We start from the raw sequence: 14806 nt of genomic DNA on the forward strand, positions 1-14806 counted from the left end.
AGCTGCCGCTTAGGCAGCCTGACCCACCCTGTCACCTATCGGTGCAGCAGTCCCGCCCTGGGCCATCAACACCCAGAAACTCCCCTCCTTGGCAATCCGTTCCTTCTTCGACAACACGCGCAACACCTCATCAGTGGGGGGGGTGTTGCAACGACCGATTGAGCTCGCCGATCCTCAGACGGACGCTATGTCGCTGATGCTGCACGTCCCACTGCATGGGCTACAACGGGACGATGGGATGGCTCGATAAGTGGTTTGGCTTGGACGAAACGGACTGGCCGCAGGATCCGAAACTGAACATGTTTCGTGAGGCGGTGTGGCAGCTGTCGCTGGACGGTGAGGTCCGCGGATGGGTGACGACCTCTGTGATGCCCATGCGTTCGCTGCCGTTCTTCTGGGATAAGCAGGAACAGATGTGGACCCAGGTGCATTGGGTGGACGGCCGGCACGAGTACTGCGAAGAAGACTACGGCCCCGAATGGTATGCGGTGGAGGAACTACGCCACGGACACTTCTCTACGTGGGATCCGGCGGTCGATGAGGAAGTCGACTTCGACGCGACGCTCGTCACCGGCGCCGAGCGAGACCGCCTATGGACAGAGTTGAACCACGGGCTCGAGCCTCACAGTCGGAGTTAAGGAGAGGCCCACACATATATATCCGCGTGGATTGACTGGGCCCAAGTGTCCGATGGTGGATCCCTCAGCGGTGTGGTGTTCAGCTTGGGATCGGAGTCTGCTGGTACGAGGCGAGAGCCCACCCGTTGCCTTGACGGACGTACACGCTTGCCATCAGAGCAACGAATGCCGGTGCTGTGCCGTCACGGTAGGCGGTACCGCGGTAGACGAGCACGGCGGCGGAGTCTCCGAGTGGGATTAGTCGTTCCTCATCGATGTCGTAGGAACGCCATGGTGGTGCTTCGTTGAGTGATTCGACGACGTCCTGTCGACTGAACACCTGACCGTGGGCCAGGACCATAACGCTGTTGTCTGTCATCAGTCGGCCGTAGAAGTCGGCTCCGGTGCTATTGCACAGCGATTGCCAGCCCTGATGCTCCAGCTCCATCAACTCCTGCAAGCTCATGCGGCCACGGTAGCCGCCGCTGCACGGCACTCGCTTGCCGGAGCGTCGCATGGACCTTGGTAGTGCGCCGCAAGCGGATCCCCAGCGAGACGGTCAAACCGGACCGCGGCCCCACGATGGTGGCTCGATTTCGTCCTGGGCGCGGCTGGCCACGTGCTGGACGGCTGGCCGCTGCCACCCGATTGATGTCCTACTAGAGCGACGGCTCACGACACGCTACCTTGGGGGCACCCCGAAGCAGAGGAGCGCCCGGTGGGCAAAGTGGTCATGTACGCCGCGGTGTCGGTGGACGGCTTCATCGCGGACGAGAACGACCAGCCCGGACCGCTGTTCGACTGGTTGACCAGCGGTGACGTGCCGTTGGACGAGAGTGGCGTGTTGACGGTGTCGCAGACGTCCTACGACTACACCCGGCCGTACTGGGACCAGATCGGGGTGACCATCGCCGGCCGCCACGTCTTCGACATCACGGACGGCTGGGACGGGACGCCTCCGGCCGGGGTGGACCACGTCGTCGTCGTGACCCACCGGGGCAGGCCCGAGGGCTGGGACCCCGAGGCCCCATTCCAATTCGTCGACGGCATCGAGGCAGGCGTGGCCACCGCGCAGGGACTCGCCGGTGACCGCATCGTCGAGGTCGCCGCCGGCGACGTCGGCGGCCAGGTGCTTGCCGCGGGCCTGGTCGACGAGGTGCGCATGGACGTCGTACCCGTCGTGTTCGGGTCCGGCAAGCCCTACTTCGGGTCGGTCCAGGGGCACCACCTGTTGGAGGATCCCGACGTGATGCTTCAGGGCCACCGGGTGCTTCACCTGCGCTATCGGGTGCGCCGTTGACCGATCCCCTTGCGGCAGGCTTCGGGACTATCTGCCCGGGTGTGCCCGCCGATCCGGTGGTCTTCAGCGCTGTGCCCGGCAGACCGACTCGCGGCGCCGAGCGAGGGCCGCTCCCGCAGCGGACCGTCGGCCCCGTCAGTGGTGACGATGGCCCGGTAAGTGCGCCTTCTCGCCGTCCTGGTCGAAGATGGTCAACAGCTCGACGGGTCCGTGATGCGCCTGGAGTAGGTGCGGGGTCATGGTGGAGAACTCCACAGCCTGACCCGGGTGGACCAGGATGGTCCGCGTGCCGAGCTGGAGCCGGATGGTGCCGCTGAGCACCGTGAACCACTCGTAACCGGGGTGCACGCGGGGCTCGTGCACCTCATGGTCGGCGGCCAGGCGCATCTTGGCGATCGTGACCCCCCGCCGGTCGCGTTCCCGCGAGAGCAGCCAGAACGTCGCACCGCCCATGGATTCGGGCTCCGGGCGAATCACCACGTCCTCGTCCCCCTCCGGCTCCACCAGCTGATCGAGGGAGGTGCCGAGCGCCTTGGCAATGGCCACGAGTTGCTCAAGCGCGATCCTCTGGTGACCGGTCTCGATGCGGCTGAGCGTGGACGGGGACAGGAAACAGCGGGCCGCGAGCGTGTCCAAGGTCCATCCGCGCGCTAGGCGCAACCCACGGATGCGCTGCCGGACGATGGACTCTGCCGATTCTTGCGTCATACGCAAGAGTGTATTCGTATTGTGGGAGACGGCCGTAATGTGGATGCCATGACTGCTCATCACCACGACCCTTTCGGCCACGAGGCTTGGCACGAGCTCCCCGACGGTTTCGCCGAGTACCTCGAGCTCGAAACCCGGCTGAACGCCCCGCTGCGTGATGCCGTCCTCGACCGTGTCGCCGGTGCCCTCGACGCAGACCCGGCCGTCGTTCTCGACCTAGGTTCCGGCGCCGGTGCAGACGCCGTGGCACTGGCCGGCCGGTTCCCCACCGCCCAGGTGCACGCCCTGGACGTCGCCCCGGAGCTTCTGGACCGTCTCGCGGGTGCGGCGACCGAGGCCGGACTGGCGGACCGGATCCACGGGCACCGAGTGGATTTGGACGGGGGCTGGCCGGCGGAACTCCCACAGGACGTGGACCTGGCCTGGGCGGCGCTGTCCCTGCATCACGTCAGCAACCCCGCCGCCGTGCTGCGGCGCGTGTTCACCGCGCTGCGGCCCGGCGGGGTACTCGTCCTGACGGAGCTCACCGGTGAGGAGGGGTTCGAACCCACAGATCTCGGCACCGACCGTGAGGGGCTGGCGCGCGCCCTGGCACAGCGCGCCCCGCACGCGATGGCGGACTGGGACCGGCTCTTGAACGAGGCCGGGTTCTGCGCGGTGAACCGCCGCGACCACGAGTTCGTCGTCCACGCAGAGACGGATGAGGGCGCCCGGTACCTGCAGCGGAGGGTGCAGTCCCAAAGGGAGCGGCTTACCCCGCAGCTGACCAGCACGGACATCGAGGGGCTCGACGGGGCCCTGGGTGCCCTCAAGGATGGGACGTCGGAGATCACCCTGCGCTCCGGCCGCGCGGTGTGGATCGCGACGCGCCCGTCGACGTCCAATGCCCCCACCGGGCATGCGGCCCGAGAACCGCTCCGTGTACGGGCCCAGGAGAGCAGATCTCAGAACGGCCGGTCCGACGCGGCGGCCGAGGACCTGGAGGCGGAGGTGGTCGTCCTGGGCGGCGGTCCCGCGGGGCTTGCGGCCGCCGTCGCGCTGGCCCGGTCGTGTCGCTCCGTCGTCGTGGTCGATGCTGGCGAGCCTCGTAACGCCCCCGCCGCGGGAGCCCACAACCTGCTCGGGCACGAGGGCATCGCGCCGGGGGAGTTGCTCGCTCGAGCCCGTACGGAGGCCGAGGCCTACGGTGTGCGGATCGTTCCGGGACGAGCGACCGGGATCTCGGGTGCAGTCGATGACTTCACCGTAGAAGTCGATGACGGGGCCTGCCTGGTCCGCGCGCGCCGGGTCATCCTCGCGACCGGGCTGGTCGACGACCTCCCGGACATCCCCGGGGTCCGCGAGGGCTGGGGTCACACCGTCTTGCACTGCCCGTTCTGCCACGGCTGGGAAGTCCGGGACCAGCAGATCGCCATCCTCGCGCGGGACGAGGTGGCCATCCACCAGGCCATGCTGTTCCGCCAGCTCAGCGACCGGGTCACCGTGTTCCTGCACGAGGCGCCGGAGCCCACCGAGGAACAACGAGACCAGCTGGCGGCGCTTGGGATCGAGGCCGTGCGGGGCCGGATCGAACGCCTGGTGCTCGAGGGCTCCCAGGTGCGCGCGGTGGAACTGGAGGACGGCAGCACCTTCGCAGCCGACGCCGCCGTCATCGCCCCGCGTTTCGAGGCCCGCACCGAGCTGTACGAGCAACTCGGGGGCACCATCGAGACGACACCTTTCGGCCGACAGGTCCCCGCCGACCCACGCGGGATGACAGCGATCCCGGGAGTCTGGGCCGCCGGCAATGCCAACCAGCTCATGGCGATGGTGGTCGGCTCGGCCGCGGCCGGCGTCACCACGGGTGCCGCCGTCCACGGCGACCTCTGCGTCGCATCCCTCCAGCAGGCCCTCGAGGCCCGTCGGGCCGTCACCGCCTGATCGCGGTCTATCGCGCACGCGGGCCGCCTCTTTGCTACTGAACCACTCCCGCCGACGCCCCGTGGGTTCGTCATTTTCGTAGGGGTAGCCGAGGAACTCACCGCACTGCCAAACATGGATCTCAGCGTGCCCCGGCAACTCAAAGCACCACCCCTTGCATCGCCACCACCAACCGTTCCGAAACGGGATCCCTCGCTGGGACGGTCCTGGCGAAAGGCTTCTTAGTTCCTCGCGGGACCGGTGGAGGTTCCTCTAACGGGCAGGCTGGCACGCGTGGACAGCGCCGCCAACAGGCGACCAAAGAAGACCGCCATTGTGAGATCAAATCCTTAATGCGGTGTTACCGTGCCAGTTGTTCCGTGGCGGCTGCGGCGAGGCCGAGGGCCGGAGCGCGGGGCTGGACTGGTGCATCTGGGACCTGGCGTGAGCACACTGGGGGCATGCATAGTTCCGAGTTCCTCATGACCGCGGACCTGGCCTTGGCGGCCAGGGCACTGGCCCAAGTCTCCGGGGCCTATGTGGCCGACCGCGCCGGGCTTGACCCTGGACGGTTACAGGCGTTCGAGCGGGGTAGTGCCGATCTGGCGATCGGAGAGAAAATGCGGCTGCAACGGGCTCTGGAAGACTGCGGAGTCGTGTTCATCCCCGAGGATGACCAGTCCGGTTATGGCGTGCGGCACCGGTTGACCCGCGCCAAGATGAACCGATTGGAGAACTGGGAGAACGAGGGCGGCCCCGCCTCCGAGCATGACGTCTAGCGCCGGTTCTGATCGGCCGGGTCCGACCGTGAGTCTGGACGCCTGCACCAGCGGTGTCTCAGGCGTTCACATCGAGCTACCCGTGCCGTGTTTGCGCACCGTTTCCTGGTTACGGCCTGTTCGACACGGTTATTCGTGACCTGACGCCCCGCCGCGATCATCACCGCGACGCTGACCCACGGGCATCCGGGCCCGCCCCATCTAACGGGTCGGGGGGAGGGGCTGGAGCTTGAGTTCTCGGGACTACGCTTCCTTCATGGGATCACCCGGGGCCGCCGCCGTTCATGCCGCGATCGTTTACAATCCGGTCGGCAGGCTTCCGCTGGACCGGGTGCGGGGGGCCGTCGAAATCCAGGAGCACCGTCATGGTTGGGGCCGGTCTCGGTGGTACCGGACGAGTCGGGAGGACTCCGGGCGGAGCGCAGCACAACAAGCCCTGGCGGGCGAGCCAGCGGTGGTCATCGTCGTCGGCGGGGACGGGACCGTACGAACGGTCGCCGAGGTCTTGCACGGTAGTGGAACGCCGCTGGCGTTGCTGGCGGCGGGCACCGGGAACCTGTTGGCTCGGAACCTGGGGCTGCCGCGGGGGGATATTGACGCCTCGGTTCGGGCGGCATTCGGCGGGGTGGGCCGTCGGGTCGATGTGGGGGTTGCCGAGCTGGAGGACGAGGCCGGGCACCGCAGCAGTCGGGTGTTTTTGGTCATGGCCGGGATTGGGCTGGATGCCCAGATGGCGGCGGACACCAGCGCGGTGGCCAAGCGACGCCTGGGCTGGTTGGCCTATGTGGATCCGATCGCGAAGTCGATCCTCCGTAATCGGTTGTTCCAGTTGCGGTTCCGGGTCGATGGCGGGGGCGTGCGCTCTGCCCGGGCGCACACGATCATCGTGGGCAACTGTGGCACGCTCACCGGCAGCATGCTCTTGTTGCCGGCCGCCAAGGTGGACGACGGGGTTCTGGACATGGTCATCCTGCGCCCCAAGGGCCGGTTCGGGTGGGCCCGGATCGGCACCCGCCTGGCGCTCCAGGGGGTGGCCCACCGGTCCCGGTTCGGCCGGGCCATGCTGGTGCTGGCCCCAGACCTACAGGCCCTGGCCTATGCCCAAGGACGGGATTTCGCGGTCCGCTTCGAGGTCCCCCACCGCGTGCAGCTCGACGGGGACAGCTTCGGCACGATCGTCGCCGCCCGGATTACCGTTCGTCCGGCTGCCCTGCAGGTCTGCACCGCGAACACAGAACCCTGATCTGCCCCAGGCGCGGGGATGCCACGGTGCCCGGGTCGTTCTCGGTCAGCGGCCCGGCCCGGTCCTACCCCGATGTCCTGCGGGCGGTAGATGCTCGGCCCCAAAGAGCCGCACCAAGCCGGGCAGGCATACCGTTGGTGAGGGGCGGTGGATGGTCAGAGTCGTCGTGCCGGAGGGGTATGGGCGGTGAGGATTAGCGGTGGTGTGAACGGCTGACATGCGTGCTGGGGGGCGCCTATTGTCGGGGCAGGTTCCGTTGATGGCTGTGGCACCGCCGAGTGCTGCCCCACCCTCAGGAGTATTCGATGGGCGCTTCTTCCTCCTCCGATGCCCGACCTGCCGACGAAGGCGCGTCGGACCGCGGGGCTGCGGCCCGTCCCACGCCGGTCGAGGCGATCCAGGGTGCGCGCGCCCACGACGACGCCGCGCACGCGGTGGCCCCGGTTCTCGGGGTCTGGGCGGACGCCCTGGGTCGGGCCGGGTCCCGGGCGGCCCAGACGCTGCTAATCGCCGCGGTCGTGGTGGGCGTGGTCTGGGTGTTGCTGCGGGTAACGCTGGTGGTGATCGCCCTGCTGGTCGCGCTGATCCTGGCCGCGGCGGTGGCACCGGCCGTCAAGTGGCTCGAGCGCCGGGGCTGGTCAGACCTGCTGGCCACCCTGGCCGCGTTCCTGGGGATCCTGGTTTTGGTCGGTGGGGTGCTCACCGGCATCGTGTTCTCCGTGCGCAGCGAGTGGGACACCCTCACCACCCAGGCCGTGGAGGGCTGGGAGGAGCTGCAGCGGTTCGTCACCGCCGGACCGGTGCCCATCGACACCGCCGCCATCGACGAGGCCGCCCGCCAAGTAGGGCAGTTCCTGTCCAGCGGGGCGGCCGCCAGTGGGGCGATCAGCGGGATCTCCGCGGCCACCCAGGTCATCACCGGGGCGGTGCTGGTCATCGTCATCCTGTTCTTCTTCCTCAAGGACGGGGAAACGATGTGGAACTTTTTGTTGCGCTGGACCCGGGGGGAACGCCGGGCCAAGCTGGCCGAGTCCATCGACCGGGGCTCGGAGGTCCTCGGCGGCTACGTGCGCGGCACCGCCGCGATCGCCCTAGCCGATGGCATCCTCATCGGCGCCTTCCTGGTGATCTTCCGGGTGCCCCTGGCCCTGCCCCTGGCCGTGATCGCCTTCGTCACCGCCTTCATCCCCGTGATCGGGGCAACCATCGCCGGGGCCCTGGCCGCCCTGGTCGCTCTGGTGACCAACGGCCCGCTCATCGCCCTGGCGCTGATCGCCTGGGTCATCATCGTCAATCAGATCGAGGGCAACATCCTGCAACCGATCATCATGGGGCGCACCCTGAGCCTGCACCCACTGTTGATCCTGCTGGCCTTGACCGTGGGCACCATCGTGGGCGGGATCTTCGGGGCCATCCTGGCCGTACCGTACACCGCGGTGACCTGGGCCATCCTCCAGGTCTGGGCCACCGGCTACCAGGCCGGCCCCGACCCGGTCCTCGGGGCAGACCCGCTGGATCCCAAGGACCAGATGCGGGACAAGGCCACCCTCGCCCAGCGCTTCCGATACCAGCGCATGCGCCTGCAACACCGCCGCGGCGCCCGCCTCGGGGCCACCGAACAGGACACGACCGGGACCAACCCCACGGACAAGACCGACACCGAACACCCCTGACCTCACACCACGCCGCGCCACCGGTGAGGACCCGGCGCCGCGATCACGGCCATACGCTGAGGTTCGCGCTGGATCACTGGTCGTCATGCAGAGCGTCCCCGTGCCGCAGCTGCGGCACGGGCCCTCTAACTGTCCTCGGCTTCCCGGAGTTCGGCCCGGCTCATGCGATGATGCCGCCTTGGTTCTGCCACCAGGCGACCAGGTCTTCGCGCACGGGCCGGGACATCAGCTCCGCGGCCCGCTTTTCTGCATCCAGCACCGCCGCCCGCACCGATTCCCACACGACCTGGTCGCTCTTCTTGCCCGCCTCGATCCAGCCCGGCGAGACCTGCTCGCGGCGGGCATCGGCGGCCTGGATGGCCGGATCCCCCGACGCCTTACGCAGGTTCTCATAATCTTGCATCAGCTTCTGCGGGCGTTCGGACTCACTCAGAAGCTGGGCCGCGAAAACGATCCCGGTTCCGGTCTTGGTCCCGTGGCGCAGGGCAAGGGCCACCACGTCGGCATGGCGGTGCTCGCTCTGGACGGGGCGCCACTCCAGCAGGTCCAGGTCAATGCCTTCCCGCGCCAAATCGACCAGGGACGCATCGGTATCGGACCACATCAACTCGCTGCCCGGCTGGACTCGATAAAGCATCGTCGGCTCCGATCAGATTGGTGCAGTGAGCCTACCCGCGCCTCGGGCCGATAGATAGGTGCCCACGGGAGCGCCGTCCCACTCACCGAACACCTTATCGCGGCACTTTCGCAATACCGGCGTGCGAGGCCCGGGCAGAGGATGCCCCGCTCAGCGCTATTGCTAACGAGGCCCGGGGGACCCTGCTGGCCGGTGATGCCCTATTCCTTGATCTCACGCACGGGCTTACCGGCGTGCGTGTCCCACACCGACGGGGCACGGTGCACGATGCCGTCCGCGACCGTCTGGAGGCGGATGAAAAGAGCCAGAGGCGGGACTGGGTGGGGCCGGCCGGTCACTGCGGACCACAACACGGATTCAAAGGGTGTGGCTGGGCGAAGCGTGCCGGAGGGCACATCGAGGTCGGCGGTCTTCTGGGCCTCTTCGGCCACGAAGAACGGGCAGTGTCCCACGTGCCGGCACGTCAGCGGGCCGGCCGGGTGCTCGTCCAAGAACGGCCCGGCACATCCGGGACAGACGGCGACGGAGTTCTCAGTCATCGGGTCTCCTTACGTCCTCGGAGCAGCGTGCAGGGCCCCACGGCCGGCCGGCCCGGAAGTTACGGGCCGGAGCTGGGAAAAATCCATCAGGAGCGACCCAGACGAACCGGTGGGACAGGAACGGGGCTTCATGATCTTCTCCGTCCTCCTTGAGTGGACAGTCTGCGCCATGATGCAGGCCCAAGTAACCCCTGCCCTCAGCCGCGCCGGCGTCATTTTCAAGAGTCGACGGCACTCAAACCAGAAATGGCCTTCACTGATCGCCGAATGACTTCCACACTGCGCCGTAACAGGATCGTCATACGGGGTGAAGAACGGCCCTGAGCGCAGCGCTTTCCTGTTCGGATGACTACTTGGTGGGTTCCAGCATCAGCCGGTAGGGCAGGTTGGTGATCTCGATGCCCTCATCGGTCTGGTGCACGGTGAGTTGACCTTCGAGGGTGGCGACGGCCTTGTCTTTCACGGCCTGGGCTTGTGCGCCGCACCCTTCCGCGGACTCCACGTCGGTCTTCACGGTGGTCCAGACGTCTCCGTCGACGGCCGTGATCTCGAAACCGGGGTTATTGCAGACGTGGCCGGGCCGGATGACGCCGCCGACGAGGGTGTCTGGCAGGTCCACGTCCGTCCACCCGGTGATGTCGACGGGTTCGTTGTCCTTGGTGAGGGACTGGACCTGGTAGGTGATCGACGGCTCGGCGATCGGTTGGTCGGTCGTCGGGGGCGCAGTGCCCATCTTCGGTTCCCCGGGGCCGCAACCGGTGAGCACGAGCAGGGCACCGACGACCAGGATGCTCGCGGCTTCACGTCCTCTGGTCCTCATCGGGTGTCCCTTGTCGATCAGTGGCCGATGCTGTGGTTCCTGAGCGTACCGGTCATATGCGAAGGTGCGCGGTGGCTCAGCCACCGGTGCCGACGCCTTGTCACCGGACCCCACCGGCGCGGCCTGTGCCCACAACTTCGGCGTCACCTCGGGCGTCGGCATGATCCTCAGGATCAGCGGACCAGCTGCCAGGCAGAGCCGGCCCCTGGGGCGAGTGATTGTTGAGAGGGGTAGACGGCCTCGGCCTCGGTCTCCCGCGCGCTGATACCTATGCTGGCGGCATGAGGTGGCGGAGGCGTGGGCGCCGGGTGTGGATCGTGCAGCAGGACGAAACGCCTGACAATGTCGTCTTGGGGGTGTTCGACGACCCGGGTGACGCCGATGAGTTCGCGGAAGCGATCCAGGACGAGTTTCCCGGGCGTGTCATCATCGAGCAGTTCCCCATCGGCTACAAGTACACCGACGGCTCGGCCCGGTATTCCGATTTCTCATAACCATGGTCTACCGATGTGGTTTGAAGATGGCGCCCGTCAACGGTGCAACGGCGAACCACTCGGAGTTATCTGCGTCAGGAGCAATTGCAGCATTGTCGGATCTCTGCTGCTCCGCGATCAGAGCCGCTTCTAGCTCTCCGAAGGCAGCGGCGGCTCGAGGATTGAGGCCCGAGCGCGCCCCACGGAACCTGTGCGGTGGGACACCCGGTTCGTAGGAGCTGAACTGGACTTCGTAGCCGTCACCCAGTTCATCTGCCACCCGTTGGGCCAGACGGTTGCCTTCCGCGGTGAACTGGCGGGCCAGTTCTGCTGACTTCCAGTCTTCGTCGGGCGTCAGTGAGTCGTAGTAGGACTGTTCCCAATCCTCTAGTTCTCGTACCAGCCCTTCAGTGAGGCCGGATTCGTCGTACGGCACGGGCTCACCGAACCACAGAACGGTATCGGCGTAGTCCGGGAACATCCGCACCATAGGAGGCTGACCGTCGCTGTCGTTCATATCGCGACGCTACTACGAGGGGATGCAAACGAGCTGTGCCTCAAGAGGTGCTCCGGTGACCCCTCTTCTCCATTCCGTAAGTGGAACCCCCACCGGACGCCCCCGCTCGTGACCTGCTGTCAGGTTCAGAAGTGGGCTTCACTAATGTCAGAAGCGCGCTGCACTCGATTCCCCCGTCGTCTCCGCGTCGATGAGTAGTCATCGACAGCGACCTTGATCAGTCCGGCTTCACGCCGGTGGGATGCTCGGTCCAGCCTTGTTCTTGTTAGCCGGTTCTGTCACACGGTCCGGCCCGGCGAGCCCGTTGAGATCTGGTTCGTCGAAGGTCACTGATGTCGCGGGCTGCGCGCGGGAGCTTTGCCTCGACGGGGTGCCTCCTCCTAGCAGGGAGAAGCGAGCCCCGGGCCTTTCCATTCTCTCCGGTCAGGCCTTAGCGGTGTCTGACTTGGGTGCTGGTTTTGGGGTGGTCCTGGAGGGATGAAGCGTTAGGAACGCTGTGCGGCGCTTGCCGTGCCCGTCGGAGCAGGGGTGGCCTGGTCGTCGGTGCCGTTGTGGTCTTCGCTGAGGCTGTAGAACCAGGTGATGTGGTGGTGTAGGGCGTCGGCGGCGTCGTGGCCGCGTCGGTCTCGGAAGGCTTCCAGGATGGTTTTGTGCTGGTCTTGAAGGGTGCACCGTACGTCGGTCCAGTTGGGTAGGCCTGCGACGGTTTCCTGGACGTAGCTGATGGTGGCCTGGCGGAGGGAGTCCATGATGGTTTCGACCACCACGTTTCCGGCCAGGGAGCTGAGCAGGGTGTGGAACTGGGAGTCGTGTTCGTGAAACCACCCGGAAGGCAGATCCGGGTCATCCATGGTCTGGAGCAGCTCGGCGGCCTGGTTCAGGATTTCTGACCGCTGATCGGAGTCTGGGGCGGCGGCTGCGTCGAGGGCCGACTGGGTTTCCAGCAGGAGTCGTGTTTGGACGATGTCCTGGACGGGCAGGGAGCGGGTGGCGATGTGCATGCGCAGCGCCCAACCCAGGGCCTTGGAGGGTTCGGAGATGACCACGGCGCCGGCGGTGGGTCCGGAGCCGGTGGCCGAGCGCACCAGGCCCATGGCGTCGAGGATGCGGACGGCTTCGCGGACGGAGGCGCGGGAGATCCCGAATTGTTCGGCGAGGTGGCGCTCTCCGGGCAGTTTGTCGCCCACGCTGAGGTGTCCGGTGCGCAGTTGGGCCTCTATCCAGTCGAGGACCAGGGTGTAGGCGGCGGGGGCTGATGGCACGGACGGCTCCTGGGGTAAAGGGGTAGGACCTCATTCTAGAGAGGCTCACCGATCCCCGGACCGTGGGCCGGTCTGGCCCACGGTCCGGGGATGGGCCCGCGGGTTTAGGTCCTCACCCGCTCGGTCCGGAGCGGGGCGGGGGTGTTGTGCCGCATCATCCACCACGCGACTAGGGCCAGCCCGGCCAGCAGCAGGACGAGCATGATGGTCCCGGGGTTGGCCCCGAGGCCGTGGATGAACAGGTAGGCCACCACACCGCCGGCCAGGCAGTAGTAGGTGGTGACCAGGATGGTCTGGCGCAGCAAGTCACCCTCTCGGCCCAAAAGGCCGACGGTGGCGGAGGCGGCGACGATGTTGTGGATGGAGATGGGGTTGCCGCCGGCGCCACCGACGGCCTGGGCGGCCACGACGAGTTCGGGTTGGGGCACGCCGATCTGGACGCCGGTGGAGAACTGGAACTGGGAGAAGGTCAGGTTCGAGACGGTGTTCGATCCGGCAACGAAGGCGCCCAGGGCCCCGATCCAGGGTGCCAGCAGCGGCCAGGCGCCCCCCGAGATCGCCGCGGCCCCTTCGGCGAGGGTGACCGGCATGCTGGACAGTCCCGAGGCGTTCAGTTCCGGGCCGGACTGGATGAGTACCCGCACCAGGGGCAGGGCGAAGAGCAGGGCCACGGCGGTGCCGGCCAGCTGGCGACCCGAGACCTTCAGGGTGCGCAGGACCTGTTGGCCGTTCATGCGGTGCAGTAGGTAGGCGAATACCGCGGAGAGGATCAGCAGCAGGGCCGGAGAGTAGAACGGTTCGATGCGGGTGCTGACCCCGGTGCCGAGGATGTTCTCCACAGGGATGGCCAGGCTGCGCAGGAACTCGGTCACGGGGGTGACGATCCGGGTGATCACCAGCAGTGCGGCGAGCAGGGCGTAGGGCGCCCAGGCCCGGACCAGGCTCATCTTCCGGGACACCGGCGGGACCTTCTCGGGGTCCAGGGTCCCGGTCCAGCGCCCGACCCAGGAGTCCCGGGGGCCAAAGTCGAAGTGGTCCTTGGGCATCAAAAAGCCCTTGCTGGAGGTGAACATCACCAGCGCCAGGCCGATCAGCCCGCCGAACAGGGACGGGAACTCCGGGCCGAGGAAGCGGGCCACGAGGGTGTAGGGCACGGTCATGGCCAGGGAGGCGTAGATCGCGAAGGGCCACACGGCCAGCCCGTCGCGGAAGCGGCGCTCGGGTCCGAAGAACCCGGTGAGCAGGCAGACCAGGATCAGCGGGATGAGGATGCCCACGATCGCGTGCATGACCGCCACGGAGAACCCGATCGAGTCAACGAACTCCGGCATGCTCAGCCCAAGCACGCTCGCCCGTTCGCTTACCGCCGGGTCACCGCCCAGCCCGTTGGCCACCCCGACCAGGATGGGGGTGCCGACCGCCCCGAAGCTCACCGGGGTGGACTGGACGATCAACCCGACCATGACGGCGGCCATCGCGGGAAAGCCCATCGCCAGCAGCAGCGGGGCCACGACCGCGGCCGTGGTGCCGAACCCGGAGGCGCCCTCGATGAAGCTGCCGAAGAGCCAGCCGATGATGATCGCCTGGACCCGCCGGTCCGAGGAGATGTTGTCGAACCCGGCCCGGATGGTGGCCATCGCCCCGCCCACGGTCAGGGCCGAGAGCAACAGCAGGGCCCCGAAGACGATGTACAGCAGGGTCAGGGCCACGATGAGCCCCTCGATGGAGGCGGCGATCACCCCGGCCGGACTCATCTGCCAGACGGTCAGCGCGATGGCCACGACCGCCACATACCCCACGGGCATGGCGTACTTCGCGGGCCAGCGGAATCCGGCCAACAGCACGCCCACCAACAGCAGGGGCAGCAGCGCTAGAAGGCTCAGCACAGCGAGATTGTCCACGAGGGGTGTCCTTTCTGGGGGACAGGATCTGGCGGGGCCCGCCATCGAGACGCAATGCCTCGACGCCGGCCGGCAGGGGTTGCAGCGAGGGGTTCCCGACACCGCCCCGGCTGTGGTCGGACCACAGTGGTCAGGCCACATAAGTTATATGAGGTGCATCACACCGGTCAACCCCCACCGGCGCGGCGCACCGTCGGGCGGGCCACCGGACACCCCATCCCGCCCCTCGTTGGGCGCCACCCCCGGGCGGCACCCGGACACTCGGGCGGGCATCTAAGGGGGCGCTCGAACCGGACGCCGGAAGGGGGTGTGGTTGTGCGGTGCCTCACACTGCCCTACAGTGGTCAGACCACACGGTCTGTTGGGCCGTCCAGCACTGCTCCCCGACGGAGGTCGCATGAGAATCGCCTTGTTCGCCACGTGCATCGTGGACGCGAT

15 protein-coding genes are annotated in these 14806 nt (G+C 67.4%); 7 read left to right on the forward strand and 8 right to left on the reverse strand.

Annotated features, from left to right (window positions below; translation table 11 throughout):
* The first annotated feature begins 260 nt into the window (after positions 1-260).
* On the forward strand, positions 261-638 hold the full coding sequence (locus PLJ28_RS12930) for a hypothetical protein (RefSeq protein WP_324590213.1): 378 nt from the start codon (positions 261-263) through the stop codon (positions 636-638).
* Between the two features lie 79 nt (positions 639-717).
* On the opposite strand, the gene PLJ28_RS12935 is transcribed toward PLJ28_RS12930, so the two are convergent.
* The gene (locus tag PLJ28_RS12935) at positions 718-1083 is read right to left on the reverse strand and encodes a nuclear transport factor 2 family protein (RefSeq protein ID WP_183528756.1); all 366 of its coding nucleotides are present in this window, start codon (positions 1081-1083) and stop codon (positions 718-720) included.
* Between the two features lie 252 nt (positions 1084-1335).
* Here PLJ28_RS12935 and PLJ28_RS12940 point away from each other — a divergent pair, with 252 nt between their 5' ends.
* Positions 1336-1917 (forward strand): dihydrofolate reductase family protein, encoded by a 582-nt coding sequence (locus PLJ28_RS12940; RefSeq protein WP_183528758.1) that lies wholly within the window; start codon positions 1336-1338, stop codon positions 1915-1917.
* A gap of 135 nt (positions 1918-2052) precedes the next feature.
* Here the strand turns inward: PLJ28_RS12940 and PLJ28_RS12945 are convergent, their stop codons facing one another.
* The gene (locus PLJ28_RS12945) at positions 2053-2625 is read right to left on the reverse strand and encodes a helix-turn-helix domain-containing protein (protein ID WP_183528760.1); all 573 of its coding nucleotides are present in this window, start codon (positions 2623-2625) and stop codon (positions 2053-2055) included.
* A 48-nt stretch (positions 2626-2673) separates the two neighbouring features.
* Here PLJ28_RS12945 and PLJ28_RS12950 point away from each other — a divergent pair, with 48 nt between their 5' ends.
* The 4 genes from PLJ28_RS12950 (at position 2674) to PLJ28_RS12965 (ending at position 8219) form a co-directional block, all read left to right on the forward strand.
* Entirely contained in the window at positions 2674-4545 is a 1872-nt protein-coding gene (locus PLJ28_RS12950) for an FAD-dependent oxidoreductase (protein WP_324590214.1), read from the forward strand.
* Positions 4546-5006: 461 nt separating this feature from the next.
* On the forward strand, positions 5007-5303 hold the full coding sequence (locus PLJ28_RS12955; RefSeq protein ID WP_324590215.1) for a hypothetical protein: 297 nt from the start codon (positions 5007-5009) through the stop codon (positions 5301-5303).
* Positions 5304-5559: 256 nt separating this feature from the next.
* The gene (locus tag PLJ28_RS12960; RefSeq protein WP_183528766.1) at positions 5560-6546 is read left to right on the forward strand and encodes a diacylglycerol/lipid kinase family protein; all 987 of its coding nucleotides are present in this window, start codon (positions 5560-5562) and stop codon (positions 6544-6546) included.
* 305 nt (positions 6547-6851) lie between these two features.
* Positions 6852-8219 carry an AI-2E family transporter gene (locus PLJ28_RS12965; protein WP_183528769.1) on the forward strand — a complete coding sequence of 456 codons (1368 nt, stop codon included), beginning with the start codon at positions 6852-6854 and terminating at the stop codon, positions 8217-8219.
* A gap of 160 nt (positions 8220-8379) precedes the next feature.
* On the opposite strand, the gene PLJ28_RS12970 is transcribed toward PLJ28_RS12965, so the two are convergent.
* From PLJ28_RS12970 to PLJ28_RS12980, 3 genes are all read right to left on the reverse strand, one after another.
* Entirely contained in the window at positions 8380-8856 is a 477-nt protein-coding gene (locus PLJ28_RS12970; RefSeq protein ID WP_298045388.1) for a hypothetical protein, read from the reverse strand.
* Positions 8857-9056: 200 nt separating this feature from the next.
* A complete protein-coding gene (locus tag PLJ28_RS12975; RefSeq protein ID WP_298045389.1) occupies positions 9057-9395 on the reverse strand; it encodes a hypothetical protein in 339 nt (112 codons plus the stop codon).
* Positions 9396-9744: 349 nt separating this feature from the next.
* Positions 9745-10215: a hypothetical protein gene (locus PLJ28_RS12980; protein WP_183528775.1), complete on the reverse strand. Its 471-nt coding sequence runs from the start codon at positions 10213-10215 to the stop codon at positions 9745-9747.
* Between the two features lie 317 nt (positions 10216-10532).
* Between PLJ28_RS12980 and PLJ28_RS12985 the strand changes: the two genes are divergently transcribed.
* Positions 10533-10709 carry a hypothetical protein gene (locus PLJ28_RS12985; RefSeq protein WP_183528777.1) on the forward strand — a complete coding sequence of 59 codons (177 nt, stop codon included), beginning with the start codon at positions 10533-10535 and terminating at the stop codon, positions 10707-10709.
* Positions 10710-10716: 7 nt separating this feature from the next.
* Here the strand turns inward: PLJ28_RS12985 and PLJ28_RS12990 are convergent, their stop codons facing one another.
* From PLJ28_RS12990 to PLJ28_RS13000, 3 genes are all read right to left on the reverse strand, one after another.
* Complete coding sequence (locus tag PLJ28_RS12990) at positions 10717-11205, reverse strand: immunity protein CdiI family protein (RefSeq protein WP_183528779.1); 489 nt, start codon at positions 11203-11205, stop codon at positions 10717-10719.
* Between the two features lie 485 nt (positions 11206-11690).
* Positions 11691-12467, reverse strand: a complete 777-nt coding sequence (locus PLJ28_RS12995) for a FadR/GntR family transcriptional regulator (RefSeq protein ID WP_298045392.1) — start codon at positions 12465-12467, stop codon at positions 11691-11693.
* A 104-nt stretch (positions 12468-12571) separates the two neighbouring features.
* Positions 12572-14368, reverse strand: coding sequence for an L-lactate permease (locus tag PLJ28_RS13000; protein ID WP_265121812.1), 1797 nt, complete (start codon positions 14366-14368; stop codon positions 12572-12574).
* Positions 14369-14806: the final 438 nt, after the last annotated feature.

Source organism: Citricoccus sp. (genome assembly GCF_035445025.1).
Lineage (GTDB): Bacteria > Actinomycetota > Actinomycetes > Actinomycetales > Micrococcaceae > Citricoccus.

Coding starts and splice junctions, on each gene's coding strand:
- PLJ28_RS12970 (WP_298045388.1), bottom strand. CDS start 8,856: ATGCTTTATCGAGTCCAGCCGGGCAGCGAGTTGATGTGGTCCGATACC.
- PLJ28_RS12950 (WP_324590214.1), top strand. CDS start 2,674: ATGACTGCTCATCACCACGACCCTTTCGGCCACGAGGCTTGGCACGAG.
- PLJ28_RS12975 (WP_298045389.1), bottom strand. CDS start 9,395: ATGACTGAGAACTCCGTCGCCGTCTGTCCCGGATGTGCCGGGCCGTTC.
- PLJ28_RS12965 (WP_183528769.1), top strand. CDS start 6,852: ATGGGCGCTTCTTCCTCCTCCGATGCCCGACCTGCCGACGAAGGCGCG.
- PLJ28_RS12960 (WP_183528766.1), top strand. CDS start 5,560: ATGGGATCACCCGGGGCCGCCGCCGTTCATGCCGCGATCGTTTACAAT.
- PLJ28_RS12955 (WP_324590215.1), top strand. CDS start 5,007: ATGACCGCGGACCTGGCCTTGGCGGCCAGGGCACTGGCCCAAGTCTCC.
- PLJ28_RS12935 (WP_183528756.1), bottom strand. CDS start 1,083: ATGAGCTTGCAGGAGTTGATGGAGCTGGAGCATCAGGGCTGGCAATCG.
- PLJ28_RS12945 (WP_183528760.1), bottom strand. CDS start 2,625: ATGACGCAAGAATCGGCAGAGTCCATCGTCCGGCAGCGCATCCGTGGG.
- PLJ28_RS12990 (WP_183528779.1), bottom strand. CDS start 11,205: ATGAACGACAGCGACGGTCAGCCTCCTATGGTGCGGATGTTCCCGGAC.
- PLJ28_RS12980 (WP_183528775.1), bottom strand. CDS start 10,215: ATGAGGACCAGAGGACGTGAAGCCGCGAGCATCCTGGTCGTCGGTGCC.